This is a genomic window from Bacillus sp. RO1 (assembly GCF_012524115.1).
Lineage (GTDB): Bacteria > Bacillota > Bacilli > Bacillales > Bacillaceae_I > Sutcliffiella_A.
Genome location: NZ_JAAZWB010000049.1, coordinates 43,762 through 65,930, shown reverse-complemented (window position 1 = coordinate 65,930; position 22,169 = coordinate 43,762). Strand labels below are relative to the sequence as shown.

General features: G+C 39.0%; 19 protein-coding genes, 1 pseudogene and 1 riboswitch. Of the genes and pseudogenes, 3 read left to right on the top strand and 17 right to left on the bottom strand.

Annotation, left to right across the window (positions count from 1 at the left end):
- Positions 1-379: 379 nt before the first annotated feature.
- From HC179_RS05725 to HC179_RS20975, 3 genes are all read right to left on the bottom strand, one after another.
- Positions 380-838, bottom strand: a complete 459-nt coding sequence (locus HC179_RS05725) for a hypothetical protein (protein WP_168863461.1) — start codon at positions 836-838, stop codon at positions 380-382.
- A gap of 17 nt (positions 839-855) precedes the next feature.
- On the bottom strand, positions 856-1,620 hold the full coding sequence (locus tag HC179_RS05720) for a hypothetical protein (protein WP_168863460.1): 765 nt from the start codon (positions 1,618-1,620) through the stop codon (positions 856-858).
- Positions 1,621-1,742: 122 nt separating this feature from the next.
- Positions 1,743-1,862 (bottom strand): DUF6254 family protein, encoded by a 120-nt coding sequence (locus HC179_RS20975; protein ID WP_010193219.1) that lies wholly within the window; start codon positions 1,860-1,862, stop codon positions 1,743-1,745.
- A gap of 110 nt (positions 1,863-1,972) precedes the next feature.
- Here HC179_RS20975 and HC179_RS05715 point away from each other — a divergent pair, with 110 nt between their 5' ends.
- On the top strand, positions 1,973-2,578 hold the full coding sequence (locus tag HC179_RS05715; RefSeq protein WP_168863459.1) for a CPBP family intramembrane glutamic endopeptidase: 606 nt from the start codon (positions 1,973-1,975) through the stop codon (positions 2,576-2,578).
- Positions 2,579-2,644: 66 nt separating this feature from the next.
- Positions 2,645-3,046: a F0F1 ATP synthase subunit C gene (locus HC179_RS05710; RefSeq protein ID WP_168863458.1), complete on the top strand. Its 402-nt coding sequence runs from the start codon at positions 2,645-2,647 to the stop codon at positions 3,044-3,046.
- A 246-nt stretch (positions 3,047-3,292) separates the two neighbouring features.
- Here the strand turns inward: HC179_RS05710 and HC179_RS05705 are convergent, their stop codons facing one another.
- The 4 genes from HC179_RS05705 to HC179_RS05690 all read right to left on the bottom strand — a co-directional run bounded on the left by HC179_RS05705 (position 3,293) and on the right by HC179_RS05690 (position 8,036).
- Entirely contained in the window at positions 3,293-4,315 is a 1,023-nt protein-coding gene (locus HC179_RS05705; protein ID WP_168863468.1) for a hypothetical protein, read from the bottom strand.
- 110 nt (positions 4,316-4,425) lie between these two features.
- Entirely contained in the window at positions 4,426-5,631 is a 1,206-nt protein-coding gene (locus HC179_RS05700; protein ID WP_168863457.1) for a homoserine dehydrogenase, read from the bottom strand.
- On the bottom strand, positions 5,619-6,701 hold the full coding sequence (gene metX / locus HC179_RS05695) for a homoserine O-acetyltransferase MetX (protein ID WP_168863456.1): 1,083 nt from the start codon (positions 6,699-6,701) through the stop codon (positions 5,619-5,621). The genes HC179_RS05700 and metX overlap by 13 nt, the downstream gene beginning before the upstream one ends.
- A 15-nt stretch (positions 6,702-6,716) precedes the next feature.
- Positions 6,717-8,036, bottom strand: coding sequence for an O-acetylhomoserine aminocarboxypropyltransferase/cysteine synthase family protein (locus tag HC179_RS05690; RefSeq protein WP_168863455.1), 1,320 nt, complete (start codon positions 8,034-8,036; stop codon positions 6,717-6,719).
- 69 nt (positions 8,037-8,105) lie between these two features.
- A riboswitch (SAM riboswitch) is annotated at positions 8,106-8,219 on the bottom strand.
- A gap of 318 nt (positions 8,220-8,537) precedes the next feature.
- On the opposite strand from HC179_RS05690, the gene HC179_RS05685 reads away from it, so the two are divergent.
- A complete protein-coding gene (locus HC179_RS05685; RefSeq protein WP_168863454.1) occupies positions 8,538-10,670 on the top strand; it encodes an ATP-dependent Clp protease ATP-binding subunit in 2,133 nt (710 codons plus the stop codon).
- Between the two features lie 536 nt (positions 10,671-11,206).
- Here HC179_RS05685 and HC179_RS05680 read toward each other — a convergent pair.
- From HC179_RS05680 to HC179_RS05635, 10 genes and pseudogenes are all read right to left on the bottom strand, one after another.
- Entirely contained in the window at positions 11,207-11,539 is a 333-nt protein-coding gene (locus HC179_RS05680) for a hypothetical protein (protein WP_168863453.1), read from the bottom strand.
- A 79-nt stretch (positions 11,540-11,618) separates the two neighbouring features.
- The gene (locus tag HC179_RS05675; protein WP_168863452.1) at positions 11,619-12,524 is read right to left on the bottom strand and encodes a polysaccharide deacetylase family protein; all 906 of its coding nucleotides are present in this window, start codon (positions 12,522-12,524) and stop codon (positions 11,619-11,621) included.
- A 127-nt stretch (positions 12,525-12,651) separates the two neighbouring features.
- Complete coding sequence (locus HC179_RS05670) at positions 12,652-14,142, bottom strand: UDP-N-acetylmuramoyl-L-alanyl-D-glutamate--2,6-diaminopimelate ligase (RefSeq protein ID WP_168863451.1); 1,491 nt, start codon at positions 14,140-14,142, stop codon at positions 12,652-12,654.
- A 188-nt stretch (positions 14,143-14,330) separates the two neighbouring features.
- Positions 14,331-16,025 (bottom strand): M3 family oligoendopeptidase, encoded by a 1,695-nt coding sequence (locus HC179_RS05665; RefSeq protein WP_168863450.1) that lies wholly within the window; start codon positions 16,023-16,025, stop codon positions 14,331-14,333.
- Between the two features lie 125 nt (positions 16,026-16,150).
- On the bottom strand, positions 16,151-16,597 hold the full coding sequence (locus tag HC179_RS05660) for a MarR family winged helix-turn-helix transcriptional regulator (protein WP_168863449.1): 447 nt from the start codon (positions 16,595-16,597) through the stop codon (positions 16,151-16,153).
- 111 nt (positions 16,598-16,708) lie between these two features.
- Positions 16,709-18,248: pseudogene (locus tag HC179_RS05655) on the bottom strand (bifunctional metallophosphatase/5'-nucleotidase).
- Between the two features lie 130 nt (positions 18,249-18,378).
- Positions 18,379-19,176, bottom strand: coding sequence for a phosphonate ABC transporter, permease protein PhnE (gene phnE / locus HC179_RS05650; RefSeq protein ID WP_168863448.1), 798 nt, complete (start codon positions 19,174-19,176; stop codon positions 18,379-18,381).
- Positions 19,176-19,994 carry a phosphonate ABC transporter, permease protein PhnE gene (gene phnE / locus HC179_RS05645; RefSeq protein WP_346775123.1) on the bottom strand — a complete coding sequence of 273 codons (819 nt, stop codon included), beginning with the start codon at positions 19,992-19,994 and terminating at the stop codon, positions 19,176-19,178. The genes phnE (HC179_RS05650) and phnE (HC179_RS05645) overlap by 1 nt, the downstream gene beginning before the upstream one ends.
- Complete coding sequence (gene phnC, locus HC179_RS05640) at positions 19,991-20,764, bottom strand: phosphonate ABC transporter ATP-binding protein (protein WP_168863447.1); 774 nt, start codon at positions 20,762-20,764, stop codon at positions 19,991-19,993. The genes phnE (HC179_RS05645) and phnC overlap by 4 nt, the downstream gene beginning before the upstream one ends.
- A gap of 78 nt (positions 20,765-20,842) precedes the next feature.
- On the bottom strand, positions 20,843-21,787 hold the full coding sequence (locus HC179_RS05635; RefSeq protein ID WP_168863446.1) for a phosphate/phosphite/phosphonate ABC transporter substrate-binding protein: 945 nt from the start codon (positions 21,785-21,787) through the stop codon (positions 20,843-20,845).
- Between the last annotated feature and the right edge of the window lie 382 nt (positions 21,788-22,169).

The following is a 22,169-nucleotide window of genomic DNA, read 5'->3' as shown; positions in this document are numbered from 1 at the left end:
AAATTGAAATGATTATCGGTTGTAAACTTTAGCTAACAAACTATAAAGAGGCTGGGACAAAACTAAAAAAGCCTAATAAAAGACGAACAATTTAGGTGTCATAGGTATTGGCTCTAAATACCGCTGTTGATCTTCACAAATGGCTTCGCTTTCCTAGGGGCGGTGCTTGAGCCTCCTCGCTCCGCTGCGGGGTCTCAAGCTACCGGCTATCTCCCTCAGGAGTCTTCGCCTTTTGCTCCAATCAACAGCTGGTGCAACCCAAAAAATAAATGTATCTATTAAACGAAAAAAGACCCGAACTAATTTAAGATTTTAAATTAGTTCGGGTTTTATTTAGACTAAAACACTTTTGTCCCAGCCTCTTTTTTATGAATATGGATCACCTATTTAAAATGCCCACGCCTAGCACCATGTTGTTCCACAAGACATACTCCACTTTTTCCTGCTTTTCTTTAGGGCATTGAATCATGAGCACCATATCTGCATCCGACCCTCGTTTACTCATTGTTTTTTCACTTTTTTTAGTAAAGTAATAATCAACCAAAAAACCCATAACACCACCGAATATTAGACCAAAAAGTCCCCAGAGTATGGGACCAAGATAGAATATATAGCCGTATATAGCTCCAAACAGCATAAAAATTATTCCAAATATAGCAGCTAAATCAATTAAACTTCTCCCATCTGAACGATGCAAAGAATCAATGGCTTTAGTTTGGAATTTAATCTTATCTAGTGGCACTACTAAAATCTGCTCTTTCGTTAGACCCAGCTCTTCTAATTCACGTAATGTAAGTTCCATTTCCATGTTGTATTTAAATGTGGCGAAAATGTACATTACTTTCCAGCTCTTTTCTATATCGGCATTTTAAACTGAATATCCTGGTATTTATCTTTCAATTCTCTAGCTAAATACTTATCAATAAATTTATTGAGTTCCACTGCACTCACATAGGAATCATACGCAGCAAAACAATAAATAGATGGAATGAATAAAAACCATTGAGGCACTAAAATATCGGTAGCCCCTTGGAAATTCCCAACCAGTGTCATGTGTATAGCCGGGAAGAAGTTTGCTTCATATGTAATGATAAGCCACCACGTTAATACAAAAATTACAGATAATATACGCGTTACATAGAGATTCCCTAACCCCGGTGTTAAAAGAGACCATATAATTGCAAGAAGGGGATTTTTTTTATCCAAAACGTTTATTTCAATGGAAGACGTATTCTTTATAAGTAGTGGAAAACCCTCATGATATGCTATCGAATAATGCTTATTCATTTCGATGGTGAGCCGATAACTGTCCCATATCGAAAACACATACATGCAGACATATAATATGATCCAATGCTGGTCCAGTACCGCAATAGCCTCTTCAAATCTTCCCGTCATAGAAAAGAAAATAGCTTCGTTTAAATGAGATAATGAATTAATAACAACCTCCCAAGTGATTAAAATGAAGGCTGTCAGGTACTTCGATAACATAAAATGCCCAAATCCAGGAAATGCCGCCCCCCACCACGCGACGACAAAAGGCTTACGATAATGCAAAAGGCTTGTAGTATAAGGACTTAAGATGGCAACATATCTCTTTTTTTCATCCTGAAAACCCATACTCTAAGCCTCATTTCTGTAATATCTTCCAATAGTATGCTATTATATCTCCCTCAATATACACTTTTCGTATGTAACAAAAGAGGTCATCCCCAAATTTAGGAATGACCACCGGCTGTGAATTATTTATTTTTTCCCGCTTCATCTGCAAGCTGTTCAAAACTCTTTACTTTTCCATGTTCATTTTGCGACTGCTTTCTCACTTTTCTTTGTCTTTCCTGCTGGCTTTTAGATTGAGTCATCTTTCCATCTCCTTACATATATTAAGTATTTACCCCAATAGTATGTTCGTTTCTTCAATCGAGCTTTCCTGTTAAAATAAGGGCAACCCCAAAACTAGGAGAAAATTGTGATGAAAAAGACATATATGTTCTTGGTATTAGCAAACATTTTACTTGCTGGTAGCTTTCTGCTAACTGAATATTTTTGGACGCTCTTTCCTATTTCGTTATTCATCCTTATTGTTATTAGTATAAATGAAAAGAAAATTGAACGCCCTTTAATGAGACATTTCAATTTTTCGGATATCTCGTATGGTATTTTATCAGGATCCATATTATATGCAATATTTTTATTGACCTATTTAGTACTAAAAGAACTTCCCTTTCCGCTCATAATGTTTGTGGAAGAATTATATCTGATAGTAGGGCCAAGTAGTTGGTGGCATTACGTAGCATTGGTTCTTATCATTATTCCAGGAGAGGAATTTTTTTGGAGATGGTATCTTCAATCCAAGCTAGTAGAAAGATACGGAGAGTTTTTTGGGGTTGTGGCAGGGGCATGTCTGTATGCCTTAGCTCACATTTGGACAGGTAATCCAATGTTAGTTGCCGCAGCAGCTACGGCAGGTGTAGTTTGGGGCACCTTATATGTATGGAAAAACTCTCTTGCTCTTGTCATCATCTCCCACCTTGTATTTGATATATGGCTACTCATCGTTTTCCCACTAAACTTTTGATACCCCTATTCGAAGTTATCAGGTAAAATATATACTTATTGTGTATAGTTTAGGGGGTAATATTTCGTGGATGCATTATACTTATTTGTTATAGCTGCCGTGATTGCAAGTTTTGGGATCTCAATGGTATTACGTTTTAATATGGAGAAACTTGTATTAGAGCCAGAAAACTTCGCACAAATACAAACCAGGTTCTTTATTTATGTTGCTGTCATTGAAGCCCTTCCAATTATTCTAATTGTTTTCGGGTTTATGTCTTTGATGGAATCAACGGTTAATGTATTCATCCCAATTACAATTGTGGCAGTGAGTGTGTTAGTGAACTTTATACTTAACATAATTAAAAAGAATGCACTTGTCAGTGGTGCACCTGAACTGCAAGAAAAACTTATGACATTCTTCCTGATCGGCAACGTCCTAATGACCGCCATTCCACTAGTTGCAATTGTCGCTACATTTGTACGATAAGAGACCATATTATATTGAACAAAACGAATCAGGGAGTTAGAGAGATATACATTGAAGATTACTATCCATCCTGTTGACTGAAGTGCAAGGTGTGAGACTCCTGTGGGGGATAACGGTAGCTTGAGACCCCACAGGCGAAGCCGAGGAGGCTCAAGCACCGTCCTCTGGATAAGCGAACACCTGGAACGAAAGGAAACAGGGAGTTAGTGATATCCAGTGAAAAAACATCTCCAACCTACATCCCACTTACTTCCTCACAACCAACAACACCAAAAACGCCATACTCACATACCCAAAAAACGGATACAAATGCTCAATCAAACTACCATACCCAATCTGACTTATCATATAAATAATACTCACCAACACAATCGTCACCACATACCTCGACACCTTCAACATACTCTCCAACTGCCGCTGTAACCCAAAAATATCACTCACAACAGACGTAAATATCTCCCCATAAATTACAAAAACATAAATACCGAAAAACGAAAGCATACTCAACTTCACCACTTCTGCCATCGGTATTTCAAACGTATGGAAATCAGGAAGAGAAGCAATCGATATATGACAGGTTAATAAAATAAAACATAAAACCAATCCGCCAATGAACCCGCCACGCTTAATTATCCAATCATCCTTCGCTTCCGATGCCAACGGAACAAGAACCGGCTGTGCCATTGCAAGATTGAATGACACATACATAAAAGGTGCCAACCATCCCTTTAAACTATCCTGTACAGGAGGGAGACTTAAGAAAGATAGCCCATTATCGACAATCGAATTTCCTGCAATAATAAAACTGAAAATAATCATGACCGGTACTACTATAACATTGACCCCAACCAACCCTTTTACACCAAAAAGGACAACGCATACAGAGAGCACGACCGTAATAAGCAAACCAAGCTGAAAGGACCAACCCAGTTGTTCCTCAAAAACTGCACCTGCTCCAGAAAGCATTACTGCCCCCACACATATTAAAATGACCAACATAAAGAGGTTGACTATCGTCCCCGCAGACCTACCAAATAAATATTCGTTAAACTCTTTATAGGAATTTGCTTTGATTCTTTTGGAAATCAGCATCATTTTTGTTCCCAGCCAAATAAATAAAAAACCGCTTATAAGTATTGTTATAAATCCCATCCATCCATATTGCGTAAAAAACTGAACAATCTCTTTACCTGTTGCAAAACCTGCCCCTACAATGGTGCCTACATACACCGCCCCTATCTGACAAGCACTAAGCCAGCTGCGTTTCACGATTGCCACACCCTCTTCTCCCTAAACATTCCACCAAAATAAAACCAGCTTGTCACATATATATGAGACAAGCTGGTAAGAAAGAAGAGAGAATTGTACAAGCTGCTAGATTATACGTTTACTTTTTCCACTCTATATTGATAATTTCCTTTAAGTTCAAATATCGCCAGAAACGGATTTCCTAAAAGGATCCTTTCCACTTCTTCGGTTTCCACGACAGCCACTTTATCAGATAGACGAGCTAAAACGTTGATATCAAAAGGAATTTCTATTTTACCATTTTTACTAAAAAGCACCCATTTAGAAGAATAAGCCTCATCCTTTTTATTCTCCAGGTAAGCTGGTTTTGAATAGACAGGACGGCTAATCTGGATGATGTCTTCCAAGATAGCACTTGCTGTTGGATACATACCTGCTCCAGGTCCTTGCAGCTGAACCTTTCCAACAAGATCAGTATCTATTGAAACCGCGTTTTGCACCCCATCGACCTGATAAAATGGGTGTTCAGTAGAAAGCAACACCGGCTCCACCTTACACTGAATCCCTGATTCCCCTTTAAATAACGTGACAATATGCCTAAAGCGCAATCCAAGCTCATCAGCACTTTCCACATAATCTGCAGTGATTTCTTTAATACCTTTTCGGATGGTCGACTGCTCATCAGGTTTTTCACCATAGATAAGCTGACTCAAAACCACCGCTTTATAAAATGCATCATACCCCTCAATATCATTGGAAGGATCAGCTTCTGCATACCCGTTTTCTTGTGCTGCTAATAACGTTGCTTCAAAAGAATGGCCATCTTTTCTCATGCTGGATAAGATAAAGTTAGACGTTCCATTTAATATTCCTTCAACTTTTTGAATTCGATTCACTTGCAGAAGTTGCTTCAGAGTCTGAATAACTGGAATACCACCCGCTACCGTTGCCTCAAACCCTACCGTCACATCATTTTTTTTGGCTAGGGCAAGAAGCTCCTCCCCATGATGTGCAAACATTTCCTTATTGGCGGTCACCACGTGAATGCCTTTTTCCAAAGCTTGAGTTAAATAGGTGCGTCCGGGCTCACAGCCCACAATGGCATCTACAATTACATCCAGTTCACCTATATTTAATATCTCCTCGTAGTTTGTCGTAAGTAGAACCCCATCCTCACGAGATTGTTCATGTTTTTCTATATTCTTCACAAGGATTGCCACTACCCTTACGCTTTTACCCAACACCTGTTCTAACCTCGTTTGGTGGGATTTAATGGATTGATGAACCCCTTTACCGACAGTACCGAATCCCAGGATTGCGATATTTAAATGAGACATTCTGTCACTTCCTTTCTCTCTAATATTTGTTTGACATGATGTCCCCATTTTTCAAATTCCACAAGAAACCCGTCATGCCCAAACCTTGTATCAACATGTATATAGGCAGCATTTTTATTGTGTTCCTTTAGTTCCTTAACAAAAGCTTCTGCTAAAGGTGGGGGGTAAAGAAGGTCCCCAGAAAAACTGATCATACAAACCTTTGCATCCACTTTCTCAAGCCCGTTTTGCCACCCTCCTCTTTTAAACCCGAGATCAAATTGATCCATTGCTTGAAGAAGAGTAAGATAGCTGTTTGCATCAAAACGGTTAGAAAATTTCTGCCCCTGATATTTCAGATAGGAGTCAACCTGATATTCTATATCCACTCCATCTTTCTTTTCCCTGTTAAACCGATCATTGAATAAGCTTTCCGAACGATAAGTGACCAACCCTACCATCCTTGCTATCTCCATACCTTTTATGATAGTACCTTCCGAGTAGTTTCCGTTATCCCACAGAGGGTCTGATTTTATCGCATGCCTGCCTATTGAATTGTATGCTAGGGCATAATCTGTAAAATATGGTGTCACTGCCATCGGAATAAGTATTTCTGAAAAATGGGGATACAAATGTCCCCATTCAAGCACCTGCATTCCACCAAGCGATCCTCCCATAATCGCTTTTGCATGATTGATTCCTAAAGCTCGCAAAGTTTGATACTGTGAATGAACCATGTCCCTAATCGTTACGGCAGGAAAGGAAGCGCCGTACTTCTTTTTGGTTTGAGGGTTTATGCTCCTCGGCCCTGTACTGCCACCACAGCCACCAAGAACATTCATCGTTATAACTTGATACCTGTTCGTGTCGACATATAGATCAGGACCAATAAACTTACTCCACCAACCAGGATAATTTGGAGTCCCTACAGTACCTTGGTTTCCGGATAAAGCATGGCAAACAACAATCACCTCACCCTCCGGATTTCCTACCCTCTCATATGCTATCTCCACATTAGATAGCTTTTTCCCATTTTCTAAAAGCAACGTCCCAATCGATACCTTATTGGTATGTTCAATATGACAGCTCACAAAACCCACTCATTTCTATATGTTTTGACTGACTGCAGCATGTTTGGATTTTCCGGTAGCCACATATAGTGCTTGATCTAGGTCATTTTGAAGATCCTTTAGAGATTCAATTCCAACAGACAAACGAATAAGATCTTCTGTCACACCGGATTTAATTAAATCATCACCTGTTAGCTGTTGATGTGTGGTAGAAGCCGGATGAATGATCAGCGATTTTGCATCGCCGACATTTGCGACATGAGACCAAAGTTTAATACTGTCAATAGCTTTTCTCCCTGCATCCCTTCCACCTTTAATCCCAAAATTCACAATGGATCCGTTTCCGTTACCTAAATACTTTCTGGCAAGTGTATGTGCGGGATGATTTGGTAGTCCAGGATAAGAAACCCACTCTACTGCAGGGTGATCCTGTAAGTATTTCGCTAATTCCAAGGCATTCTCATTATGCTTTTCTACTCGTAAATGTAAGGTTTCAAGCCCCTGTAAAAGTAAAAAAGCATTTTGAGGACTTAAGCATGCTCCAAAATCTCTTAAAAGTTGGACTCTAAGTTTCACTGCGAATGCAAGATTCCCAAAAGTCTGTGCATACTTGATGCCGTTATAACTTTCATCAGGCTCAGTGAATCCAGGGAAGTTTGGATGGTCCCAGTTAAAATTACCGCCATCCACTACTATTCCGCCAATGGTTGTTCCATGGCCCCCGATCCATTTGGTTGCAGAGTGGACAACAATGTCTGCCCCCCACTTGATAGGGTTGCAAAGGTAAGGAGAGGCAAACGTATTATCAATGATTAATGGTATATAATTATCATGGGCTACCTTTGCTATTGCTTCCACATCCAGTACACGCAAGCTTGGATTTCCAATAATCTCTCCAAATATCGCCTTCGTTTTCGGTGTAATGGCATTGCGGAAATTCTCCGGATCTGTTGCATCCACAAACTTCACCTTAATTCCGTACTTAGGAAGTGTTACAGCAAAAAGATTATAGGTTCCGCCATATAAATTTTCTGCAGCTACAATTTCATCTCCAGCATGAGCAATGTTCAAAATGGCAAAAGCGATTGCTGACATTCCTGAACTTGTAGCAACAGCTGACACCCCACCTTCTAAAAGGGCAAGTCTTTTTTCTAGCACATCTACCGTAGGATTCATGATTCTTGTATATATATTGCCGAATTCATTTAACGCGAAGAGATTCTGAGCATGGTCGGTGTTATCAAAAACATAGGAAGTCGTTTGGTAAATAGGCACTGCCCTTGAGCCTGTCGTTGGATCTGGCGTTTGTCCTCCATGTAATAATACTGTTTCCACATCATAGTTTTGTTTCGTCATCCTTCATTCCTCCTATTTCTATTTTCTGCAAAATAAAAACCCCTTCCTAAGAAGAGGTTATAATTCCTCCTCTTATCTCTCAGGCTACTTTGCCTGCAGGAATTAGCACCATCTCAAGAAAATAATTTCTTGAAGGTTGCCGGACTTCATCGGGCCTGATCCCTCAGTCACTCTGGATAAGAGTTATTTAGTTGGTTAATACGGTAAAACATAATAGTATATAATCTACGTTATTCTAAGGAGAAATAATTATTACTAAAACTTTTTGCAATTATAGCAACTATAAAGCCCTAAAGTCAATAAAATATTCTGAAATTTTAAACATAACTTTCTCTTCCACTAATTTCCTAAAAGCAAACTACTTGAAAGTCAAAAAAGGTCAAAGTATAATAGCCTTACAACCTTTAAAGGTCAAAATAAGTCAAACTTTTATCAAAGGTGAAATGCTTACTTTCAGGATGATGGAAGCATTTCACAACAATATGAGGAGGTAGCATGTTGATGAAATGTCAAAAGTGTGAAGTAAATAACGCAACCATTCAATTTAAATTTCGCTCTAATAACGAGCAGGCACAACTAGTCTTATGCTCTTCCTGCTTTGAAGAAGTAAGAGCACAAATGAAGTCTCCAACCCCAAACGGTTTTTTCTCTGACTTACCTTTTATAAACGGATCGTCCAATGAGAAGGATGGCTGGAACACTGCATCTCAACATCCACCATCTGGAAAGGGTAAAAGTGGAAGCATACTTGATGAGCTCGGAAAAAATATAACCAATATTGCCAAAACAGGTCTTATCGATCCTGTCATTGGACGTGATAAAGAAATTAAACGTGTTATTGAAATACTGAATAGAAGAAATAAAAATAACCCTGTTTTAATTGGGGAACCAGGCGTAGGGAAAACTGCCATAGTAGAAGGATTAGCCCTTAAAATTGTGGAGGGTGATGTACCTTCAAAATTAAAAAACAAGGAAATTTACTTGCTGGATGTAGCTTCCCTTGTTGCAAACACGGGAATTCGAGGTCAATTTGAAGAACGTCTTAAACAAGTGATTGCAGAACTACAAACTAGAAAAAACGTTATATTATTCGTGGATGAGCTACACCTAATTGTAGGAGCTGGCTCTGCTGAAGGCTCTATGGATGCAGGAAACATTTTAAAACCTGCATTGGCAAGGGGCGAGCTCCAATTGGTAGGGGCAACGACCTTAAAAGAATACCGCCAAATTGAAAAAGATGCGGCACTAGAACGCCGCTTTCAACCGGTAACGGTGAAAGAGCCGTCTACAGATCAGACATTAAAAATTATCAAAGGCATTCAGTCAAAATATGAAGATTACCATCAGGTTTCATATACCGAAGATGCCATTAAAGCGTGTGTAGAGTTATCACACCGTTATATCCAAGATCGTTTTTTACCAGACAAAGCGATAGATCTTTTAGATGAAGCAGGTTCAAGAAAAAATCTGACTCTAAATACGATTGATTTGGAGCAAATTGATGCTCGTCTGAATCAAATCGAAAAAGAAAAAAATGCTGCGTTATCTAAAGAGGATTACGAAACTGCAGCCAAATTACGGGATGAAGAAGAAAAGTTAGAAGAAAAAAGAAATTCTAACAATCATGTAGATTCTGAGTGCGGTCAAGTAACCCTAGAAGATATCCAACTCATCATGGAAGAAATGTCAGGGATCCCAATAGGTAAGTTGCAAGTTGATGAACAAGAAAAGTTAAGGAACCTTGCAACAAGCCTCAACAAAAAAGTAATAGGACAAGAACAAGCAGTTAGTAAGATTACCAAAGCAATTCGCAGAAGCCGTGCTGGCTTAAAAAGAAAAGAACGTCCAATTGGAGCATTCTTATTCGTTGGACCTACAGGTGTAGGGAAAACAGAATTGACTAAATCTCTGGCCAAAGAGCTCTTCGGAACGAAAGATGCATATATCCGTTTTGATATGAGTGAATACATGGAAAAGCATGCTGTTTCCAAACTGATCGGCTCCCCTCCTGGCTATGTTGGTCACGAGGAAGCAGGACAGCTGACAGAAAAAGTCCGCCGCAATCCTTACAGCATCATTTTGCTTGATGAAATGGAAAAAGCTCACCCGGACGTTCTGCACCTGTTCTTGCAGGTTATGGAAGATGGCCGTTTAACCGACAGTCAAGGAAGAACGGTAAGCTTCAAGGATACGGTTATCATAATGACAAGTAATGCAGGAGTAACAGAAAAGAAAATTTCCGTTGGGTTTGAAAAGCAGGACTCTCCTGAAACGAGTTCCGTTATCGAAAGCTTATCTAACTATTTCAAACCGGAATTCCTTAACCGCTTTGATAGCATCATTGAGTTTTCACAACTGCAAAAAGAACACTTATTATCCATTGTCGATATTATGCTTGGTGAATTAACTGAGATGTTAAGTCAAGAACGCCAATGTGAACTAACGATTTCAGATGCTGCAAAGGAAAAAGTGATTGAGCTCGGGTATAACCCTGCTTTCGGTGCAAGACCATTGCGCCGCATTATCCAAGAACATGTTGAAGATTCAATTACAGACTTACTGCTAGATGGAGATACTCCTGAGAAGATACATGTGGATGTTACGGATAATGAAATCGTAGTAAACGGAAAATAATGTAATAAAGACTGTCCGAATCGGGCAGTCTTTTTTTTTAGATAAGAAAGTATGAAAAACTGTTGATTTCTGTTCCAGGCGCTTCGCTTGCCTGCGCGGTCTCCCCTGTCCTTTCCTCTCTCGGGCGTCTGCGCGCCTTCCACTGCAATCAAATAGGGAATCCCATTCATCAAAAATAAAAAATGCGGTTTATATGAATTACTGTAAAAGCATACCCTTTGTTTTTAGATTTTTAGCTGTGGATTGGAGCAAATGGCGGAGACTCCTGAGGGAGATAGCGGTAGTTTGAGACCCCGCAACGAAGGATGCCACTGAAAAACTGATAACGTAAAGTTTTTATTGAATCCTAGCTGGTGATTGGAGCAAATGGCGAAGACTCCTGAGGGAGATAGCGCTAGGTGGAGACCCCGCAGGCGAAGCCGAGGAGGCTCTCGTCAGCCCCTAGGAAAGCGAAGCCATTTGCGGAAATCAATAGCGGTGATTAGCCATTAACAAATATTTTATATCTTAAAATTTGTTACCTATATATCCATTACCTAAATATCCAATTCACCATTAAGGTCCAGTCCTAGGCCTCTTCTGTAAAAGCGGAATCCCCGGCTTTTGAATTCTGGTATATAAAATTTCATCTTGGAGTTACCCAAGTTGCCGATAAATGTTAAATTGTATCTGGTGAAACCTTGAAGGGTCAATGAACGAAGCGGTTCCCTGATATCATTGTCCGGATCTATAATTACATCCACGATCTCCTGCTGGATGATCTTATCATTCATAATGGAATTGGCGTTCTCCACTTTAGTTTTCGATTGACACGCTGACACATTAAAAAGCAACACAATTGAAAATACTACATGAAACATACAAGCCACGATACTAACCTCCCACTCTTATCGTGACCCTAAGCTCCATCATTATGTGATTTCCCATCATTTGTTACAAAACTGTAATCTACTCTAAATCATACTCATCTAAATGAACAAAGCTAAAACCTTGCTCCAATAGGGCCATTACAGCATCTTTAACTCCTTCTGCTGTGTCACTTTGAGGTTGATTCATATGCAAAATGATGATGGAACCTGGGTTTGCTTTTAACATTTCTTGTGTTACCTCATCCTTGGTAAAAGTTGCGCCACCATCACCAATGACATCAAAGTTGACCACTTGTACACCTAAGTCTTCCGCAATTTGAACGGCTGTATTATCATAAAAGGCCGTACCCGAGCGAAAATATTGGGGGACTTCACCTGTTATCTCAAATATTTTCATTTGATTTTCCATTATTTCCTCCACTATTTCTTCTTGGGAAGAGGTGCTGGAAATCCCCCAAGCACTTCTCGGAGTAACCGAAAGAGGCTTATGTTCTGTCCCATGGTTCTGAATTGTGAAAAGTGGGTTTGCTGCAAGCTCTACAAATGTCTTATATTGTTGATCAATCCACCTTGCATTGACAAAGAGGTCTGCCTTTATATTGTTTTCTACTAAAAAAGTAATTAGTTCTTCATCATATCCGCTTCCATTTTCACCGCCACATGCATCCAAAGTAAGCGCAATCACTTTCTCTTCTGTTTTTAAGCGCGTTTTGACCCCTGTAACATACTCTGAAAATTGCGACGAATCACTATAGACTTGTCCGTTTACTTCTAATGCGAGGTCCTCCAGCTCTTGTTTTTTTGCGACTTTCTCTATGATTTCACTGTCTTTATTTTTATTTTCCTCCTCATTTGGAACATTCCTTTGTTCTTGAGCCCCGTTAATTTCCTTAACTTTATGTTCTGTTACATTCGTGCTTGTGAACGATGTACATCCCATTGTTATTATCAGCATCAATATAAAAACCACAGACATTTTCCCCATTTTTCTTTCATCCCCTATACATTTGTACTTTTTCTTCCAAATATAAAATCCAAAAAAAAGATGACTAGGTAACTGACTCACTTTAAAACAAGTGAGTCACTCAACTAGTCAGCCTACATCCTTTTCTCTATGTTGTAGGAATTGTTTCTGTAAGTGGAAAGGCCTGTATTGCTTTTAGCGTAATTTCTTTTTCATCAAAGGGAACGGATTCTTTCCCAATCAATTGATAGTTTTCATGCCCCTTGCCGGCAATGAGGATAACATCTCCTTCTCCAGCAATTTCAACAGCTCTGATGATCGCTTGTTCGCGATCAGGTATACACTCAAAGTTTTCATGAGTGGCTCCAGCAGCCATCCCCTGGACAATTTCTTCTCCAGGCTCATCTAGTGGATTATCCGTAGTAAAGATGACATATTCTGATTTTTCGGTTGCAATCCTCCCCATTTTAGGGCGCTTATCTTTGTCTCTTCCTCCACCTGTGCCGATAATGGAGATAATTTTTTGCTTAGAGAACATGCGTATGCTGTCCAACGCTTTACCGATGGCATCTTCTGTATGAGCATAATCGATAATAACATTACGCTTGTCACCAGTCTTAAGAGTTTGCATGCGTCCACTCGGAGGAGTAGTCTCTCTTAGGTGATTCAAGATACGCTCAAACGGCATCCCCTTATCCCAAAGAACACAAATGACGGATAAAATATTGTAGACGTTAAACTCCCCAACGAATGGAATTTCCAATTCATATTCGCCAAAATTAGTTTCTAGGATGAAGCTTGTTTTATTTTCGAAAAACTTAATGTCACGCGCTTTGAAATCTGCATCGTTTTTAATTCCGTAAGTGATAATTCTAGCACCTGTCATTTGTATATAATCCTCGGTTGCTGCATCATCCACGTTCAAGATTGCTGCTTTGTCTTTACGGAGGTCCTGGCCTAATTGAGCAAAAAGTAGACCTTTGGCGTTTTTATAATTTTCCATCGTCCCATGAAAGTCGAGGTGGTCTTGTGTTAGGTTAGTGAATACACCGTTTTGGAATTCAACCCCGGCAAGACGGCCGAGAACTAGGCCATGTGAAGATACTTCCATTACCACATCCGTTACACCGGCTTCCACCATATCTTTTAGCATTCGCTGCATGGTTAATACGTCACTTGTCGTATTTTTACTTTCGAACTTTTCTCCGTCTATATCAATTTCAATGGTACCGCTTAGCCCAGTTTTATATCCTTCTTTTCTCATAACATTATTTATGACACTTGATACGGTCGTTTTACCATTGGTTCCTGTAACCCCAACAATTCGAAGTTTGGTGGATGGATAGTCAAAGAATACATTGGCTAACTGACCCAATGCGCGCTCTGTGTCTCTTACGTGCACATAGCAAATTCTCTCATCCAATTGTTCCGGCAGGTCCTGGACCACAATCACACTAGCGCCTTTCTCTATTGCTGATGGTATGTAGCGGTGCCCATCCACCGTATAGCCTTTTATACAAACAAATACTGAATCTGTCGTAACTTGTCTAGAATCAGAAAAAATATTAGAAACGGACAAAGGGAAATCACCGTATACTTTTAGGGTTGAAACATTGGAAAATAATACATTTGTTTTCATAGCAGTCACTTCCTTTTCTGATACTAAAAATGAATAATGATAGTATCTTCCTAAAAAATCTTATGTATCTTACCGATTTTTTTATCGGATTTCAAATCTATTTTGGTTAAAGTATACCCTTTATTCTACAAAATTTGCGGCAAAAGTGAAAGAAAAAGCTGTCGAAGGAAAACGACAGCTTTTTTCTCTTATAACGCTTTATCATTCACTTCATTTAAATAGCTTTCAATCTCACCGACAACCGACTCTACGCAACCATCTTCAAACGGAGAGCGAAGTCCAGCGAATTTCACAAGGTCGACAAACGATTTACTTCCACCTTGTTTGCAGAGCTCCAAATAAGAGTTCCATGCAGATTCAGGATTTTCTTGTGAAAGTTTCCAGTATTGTAGCGCACAAATTTGTGCCAAAGTGTAATCAATATAATAGAAAGGTGTACGATAAATGTGGCCTTGGCGTTGCCAGAACCCACCTGCTTCTAAATAGGAATTCCCATCGTAATCACGGCCCGGCAAGTATTTCTTTTCAATTTCTCTCCAGGCTTGATTTCTTTCTGCTGGCGAAGCATCTGGATTTTGGTAAACATAATGTTGAAATTCATCAACCGCTACACCATATGGTAAGAAAGAAATCGCTCCACTTAAATGAGAGAACTTATACTTTTCTGTATCCTCTTTGAAGAACAGGTTCATCCACGGCCAAGTGAAAAATTCCATGCTCATAGAATGGATTTCACAAGCCTCATATGTTGGCCAGTTGTACTCAGGCACATCAAAATCACGGCTCATATATACTTGGAATGCATGTCCCGCTTCATGTGTTAACACATCAATATCTCCGCTCGTTCCGTTAAAATTCGAGAAGATATATGGTGCCTTATAAGTCGGGATATATGTGCAATATCCTCCAGCTTCTTTCCCTTTTTTTGCAACAAGGTCCATCAAGTTCTTATCAATCATAAATTGGAAGAACTCTTTTGTCTCTTCCGATAACTCTTCATACATTTGTTTCCCATTTTCAATAATCCACTCAGGTGTTCCTTTTGGCTTTGCGTTACCCGTTTTGAATTTAAATCCTTCGTCATAATACTTCATGGAGTCTACACCGATACGCTCCTGCTGCCTTTTAGAAAGTGTTTCTACTAATGGAACGATAGAGTCTTTTACTTGATCTCGGAATGTAGCAACCATCTCCGCATTATAATCGGTACGGGTCATACGCGCATATCCTAGCTCCACAAAACTATCATAGCCCAGCTTCTTTGCCATTTTAGTACGAACTTTGACAAGTTGATCAAAGATCTCATCAAACTCTTCTTTGTTTTCTTGGAAGAAACCAAACTTGGCTTCACTTGCTTGCTTACGAACGTCGCGATCCTCGGACTCTGTATAAGGATCTAATTGAGCAAGCGTAAGTTCTTCGCCGTTAAAGTTAATCTTTGCGGAAGCAACCAACTTGGAGTATTTAGTGGTAAGTTTATTTTCAAGCTGGAGGTCTTCGATAATCGCATCATCAAATGTTTTCAATTCACATTCTGCCAAAGCGAATAGCTGCGTTCCCCATTTTTCTTCAAGCTCGTTTCTGAATGGTGACTTGACCAGCGCTTTATAAAATTTTGTTTCCAAAGATTTCGTCAGCGGTTCGATCTCATCAAGGAAATCCTGTTCTTCTTTGTAAAACTCGTCGTTCGTGTCAATGGAATGACGAATATAAACTAGGTTGAAATCTGTACTTAATTGATTTCGAACATCATTGATTTCGCGAATCGCTTCCTCCTGCATAGCAACAGATTCTGCCGCCTCAAACCTCTCAACAGCAGCCATAAACCTCTTCTCCACCTCATCCAAATTAGGACGAGAATAACCAAACTCTTCAAATCTCATATGTACTATCCCCTTTACAAACAGACTTCACCTTACTTAATATTCGACATGAATCAAGAAATTCCTTGTGGGGTCTGACCCCACAAGGGAGTTTTTTTTAACAAAAAAAAACCAACCTTTAATGGTCAGTCTTTTTGTTGGGCGTTTAGGCCGAGTTTTTTGATGAGTTGGATGGCTTGTTCTTTTTCTTGTTGGGTAAGGCCGTCGACTAGGGTGTGGATGTGTTGTTCGTGTTTTGGGAATATTTCATTCAGAAGTTGTTTTCCCTCATCCGTTATTTGGGCATAGGTTACCCTTCTGTCTTTTGGACATGCTTTTCGCGCTAAGAGTCCTTTGTTTTCCAGTTTATCCACCACATACGTGATGCTGCCACTTGCCAATAATATCTTTCCGCCGATTTGCTGTAAGGGTTGTTCTCCTTTGTGGTAGAGTAGTTCTAGCACTGCAAATTCGGTTGGATTCAAATTAAAGCTTTGGATAGATTGATTCGCTTTGTCATTCAGTGCACGAAACGCTCTGGATAGAACGATAAATAATTTTAATGAAGTATCGAGCTCGTGTCTTTCTGCCATAAAAGTCATTCCTTTTTATAAAATATCTTGAATTAAAACTAATGGTATAGTAATTGACGTGATTCGTCAATTACAATTCAAGAAAATGTAAAATCTTACACCATTCAAGCATCATCTGTCAACTTTGTCTTCTTCTTTCCAAATAACCTTCCAGTTACGATTGATTGTTGCTTCAATCGCCTTTTCTTCAAGAATATAGTTAGCAATCAGCTCGGACATATCCATAGGTATATCTTTTACTACTGGCTTGTCCCGATACATAGCATAGTCACCGCCACCACCAGCACGGTAGTTGTTCATCACCACTTCAAATTCTTGATCTACGTCAATTTCCTGCCCATTTCTTGCTAACTTCACAACTCTCTCCCCAATCGGCCTCCTTATGTCCAAAATATATTCAATACCTTCCCACATGTCGTAATTATAGTGCTGTGGTTTTGGGGTGGTAAAGGAAGGGTTCACCTCAACCTCTCCACCTTCTCCAATCATAAAATAGGAGGCCGATCGTTCTAGCGCATCCTTTATATCTCGACCTGTAATTATAATTACCTTCAAAGTGTTTGGATAGATATAATTAGAAACAATATCTCTCATAGTTACATTGGCAGGAAATCCCGGGGAATTATTATGAAAAAGAGCCGTATTAGAAATCTCTGCACCCGATACCTTCATTTGTACCTTATTGATGAATTCAATCAGTGCGTTATCTCCTAAGCGTATTTGATGTGCATCTTCGACCAACATATCACCCTTGATTTTTTCCCATCGGTGTATCAAGCCATTTTTGTGTGGCTGTTTCATAATCTCGTATTAATTCGATAACATCCTGATCCGCTTCCACTTGTTCTACAGATCTTAGCTCTGCTTTCTTTTCAACAATCTTCCACATTCCTGCTTCTTTTTCAAACACAATAGTAGCTTTACCAACCATCTGGCCATTGACCCCAGGTTGAAGGACAAGGACATTATTAATATTAGTCGCGATGGTCCGGTGCTGGTGACCCGTGAGGAGGATATCAATACCGACTATGTTTTCGCAAATTTCATAGCCTTGGTTTTCTCCTGTCAGGTTTTCGGTTATTTCACCAGTGGTAGGATCTTTTTCAAAGCCACCGTGGTAACTGACAATGAGCAGATCAGGCTTTTCTTTTTCCTGAATAAAGGAAACCCACTTCTGAGTAGATTGCAATACATCTTCAAACGTTAAGCCTTCTATATGGGCAGGATTTTCCCAATTAGGAATGTAATGCGTGGTCACGCCCAAGACAGCCACTTTTACAGAATCGTATTGTTTAATAATATAAGGCTTTCCTAAAAAGGGCTTCCCACTTTGCTTTTCTAAAATATTGGCACTTAACCATGGAAATCTTGAATGTTTGACAGCTTGTTTAAGCACATCCATACCATAATTAAACTCATGATTCCCAACTACCGCAGCGTCATAATTAAGGTGGTTTAACACTTTAATCATTGGATTTTCTTCATAGGATTGTTTTTTTACAAAATGATATGTTAATGGCGTTCCTTGAATCAGGTCTCCATTGTCTATAACTAATACATGTTTTTTCTTAGTGCGTTCTTCTTTTATAAAGGTAGACACCTTTGCCAAACCAAGTGGTGCATATTTATTATTTCCATAGCCTATAGGCATGATGGAGCCATGGATATCACTTGTCTCTAATATGGTCAAATTAAGTTTCAAAAAAGATGCCTCCTTTACCTCATTTTTTAGAATGAAAGATAGGGTCGATCAATATATGATCAACCCTAAGTAATTGAGATTATACGATTCTTTTACGGATGGATGCAGAAAGAAAGTCAATGATGGTAACCACCACGATAATTACCAATAGAATCAGTCCCATCTCTTCCCAATTCCGATTCATTTGTGCAAACTGAATAAGTGTCCCGATTCCCCCAGCTCCTACAATACCAAGGATTGTAGAAGCACGAACATCAATCTCAAATCGGTAAATGGCATAGGATAAGAATTCCGGAATGATTTGCGGTATCACACCATGGAACAAAATTTGAACTTTATTTGCCCCGCTTGCTTCCATTGCTTCCACAATGTTCATATCAATGGATTCCAATACTTCCGAATACAATTTTCCTAGCATTCCTGTAGACCCAATCGCAATCGCTAATACCCCAGCAAAAGGATTCGGCCCTACTGCTACCACAAATAAAATGGCCAATATTAGATCTGGAAATGCTCGAATTCCACTAAGGATCCATTTTCCGAATGTGGTCAAAATTTTACTTTTTGTCATATTCTGAGCAGCCAAAAATCCTAATGGAATAGCAATGATAGCTGCCATTAAAGAGCCAGCAAAGGCAATGTATAATGTCTCTACCATCGCTGTCCAAACTTTCCCTATGGAAGCCCACTCTGGATTGAACAATTTAGGAATAACACGCTGGAAGTTATTAACCATCCTATCAAAAGCCCGTCCCCAGTCAATATCAATTCCTGTAAAAGTCCAAATGTACATAACGGTAAGGAAAAGGAATATTCCCCAATTTCTTATCGTCTTCCATCCAGTTTTTTTCTTTTTGGGAGGTAAAACAAGTTCCATTATACGATCGCCTCCCTAATTTTAGTGGAGATGTATTCAATGACTACGACCAGCACAAATATCACAAGAATAATCAACATCGCATTCGGATAATTGTAAAATTTCAATTGTTGACTAAGCACGATACCGATTCCTCCAGCTCCAACTAAACCTAGAACAACGGAGGCACGAATATTGATTTCAAAAACATACAGGACAAATGAAACAAATTGAGGCAACACTTGCGGGATAAGTGCAAAAGAGATTTTTTGCAAAGTGTTCGCTCCCGATGCACTCATTGCTTCCATTGGATTCATATCAACGGATTCGATTGTTTCACTGATTAACTTTGCTAAAATTCCTAATGAGAAAATGATAAGTGCTAAAATACCAGGTAGAACACCGATTCCAAATAAACCAACGAAAATAACAGCTAGAACCAAGTCTGGAATTGTACGCAAAATATTTAATATGGAACGAACAAACGTATAAACAAATTTATTGGATGTTACATTTTGTGCGGCTAATAGACTCAAAGGTATACAAAGAATGGCTGCAACTGTTGTTGCAATAATGGCCATTTGAATGGTTACTGCCAATGGCTCGATTATATGGATAAAAACATTGAAATTTGGCGGAAAAAACTTTACGACTACTCGACCCATATTAGGTATTCCGTCCAGCAAGTCCCCTATTGTTGCTCCTGTTTTAACAGTGCTAAGAATATAGAATCCTATTACAGCGGAAAAAATAATGGAAATCCGGGCTTTCGTTTTGGCAGGTAGAAGGGATGGTGCATATTTTTTGTCCTCTAACTTCACTTGTTCCTCTAACTTCACTGTTCGACACCTCCGCGCAAATCGTCCTCACGAATTGCACGCCCATAGATTTGTTCGAATGTTTTCTCGGACACTTCCGATACCGGACCGTCGAATACTACCTCGCCTGCTCTCATTCCAATTATGCGATCTGCATACTCCATCGCCATATCAATAAAGTGAAGGTTCACAATAGTGGTGATCTTATCTTCTTTATTAATTTTCTTTAAATACGTCATAACCTGATGGGAAGTTGGTGGGTCTAAGGAAGCAACGGGCTCATCAGCTAAAATATATCTAGGCTTTTGTGTCAACACGCGGGCAATGCTTACACGTTGCTGTTGACCTCCACTTAATTCATCGGCACGGTTATATAGTTTTTCTTCTATGTTTACTCGCTTTAGGCTCTCATACGCTAGTGCGAGATCTTCTTTTTTGAATAAATTAAAGGTGGAACGAAGTGTTCCTGTATATCCTAAGCGACCGGCAAGTACATTTTTCAAAACATTCGATCTTTTTACGAGATTGTAGTTTTGAAAAATCATCCCCACCTTAGTTCGTAATTTTCTCAAGTCATTGTTGCGGTAAGTTAAAATATTTTCATTGTCTACATTTAGCTCTCCATCTGTAGGAGTAACCAGTCTGTTAATACTTCTTATAAAAGTAGATTTACCTGCACCAGACAAACCTACAATGACGACAAATTCGCCCTCATTAATGGTAACATTTACATTCTTCAACCCTTGTGTTCCATTTGGGTAAACCAAGGAAACACCTTTGAACTGTATCATGTTGAAACCCCCTCAATTCATAACATACACAACAAAATAGGGGAAGCAACCTCCCCCTAGATTGCAAATCATATAAAATTAGAAAGAAATGGAATCCTTAAATTTCTCATAAGTTTCCTTTACAACTTTGTATTCTTCATCAGTTGCTTCACTGATTTCATCCCAACTGTATACTTCGTTCATGATTTTTATCATATCTTCGTCTTCATTGAAAGATAGGAATGTATCTTTAATCTTTTGTACTAATTCATCATCTAATTCTTTAGTAACAGAAATGGTATCGTTAGGAATTTCCTCTGTGTAACCAATAACCTTTGTTTTTTCCATAATGTCTGGGTATTCTTCTTCTAATCCAGTTCGAACATCTTCGAAAGTTGTTGCAACATCAGCATCACCTTCGTACACAGCGATTGCAGCCGTGTCATGTGCACCTGATTGTACAGTGTCACTGAAGAAAGTAGTCTGTAAATCTTGTGCACTTGCAATATCAAACTCGTCCATTAATTGAGATGCAGGGAATAAGAATCCAGATGTAGATGCTGCATCAGGATATGCCCAAATTTTGCCCTCAAGGTCAGCAAGTGATTCAATTCCGGAATCGGCTCTAACGATGTACTGAGCTTTGTATGTACCACTACCATATCTGATAGACTTTAAGATTACTTCTGCACCATATTGCTCATTGGCCAATACATAACCGAACGCAGGTATAAATCCAACATGTACTTCATTTGATCCCATTGCTTCAATTAGAGCAGTATAGTCAGTCATAACTCGACCTTCCACTTCAATACCAAGCTCTTCTCCTAAACGATCTGCCAATGGCGCTACCGTGTCAGCAATGGTGTCTGATTCTTGTGATGGAACAAATCCCATAACAATTTTTTCAGGTGTAATTTGCTCTCCACCAGTTGCAGAGTCTGAGTTAGAGTTTGTGTTTTCTCCACTAGAATTGTTACTGCCACATGCAGCCAGGCTGATTGCAAGAATAGCAACCAAAAAGATTGATAAAAACTTCTTCATGTTTCTTTTTCCCCCTAAGAAATTATGATGGTGTTTCTCTCACATATAAAAGTATAACGAACTCCAGTTGGATACGGCTACAATTTTTTCAGTTTTTTTACAAAATGTTAAAAATATTTACTTTTTATTGCAATATTTGTGTTCTAACAACTTTTTCTTCACATAAAATTTACAAAATACTATCATTAACGATAAATCTTTCACTTTTCTCATAGAAAATAGCTTAAGGTTGTCTGATGATAGATGAGAGACGTCCTGTCAGATATTTAGTTTGATTGGTTTAAATCGCCTTACTTTGTATATAAAAAAATTATTGGTACAATATGCTTAGTACATAAAAAATGAAAGTTCCCAATTAGAGAACTTTCTTATAAGACTAGAA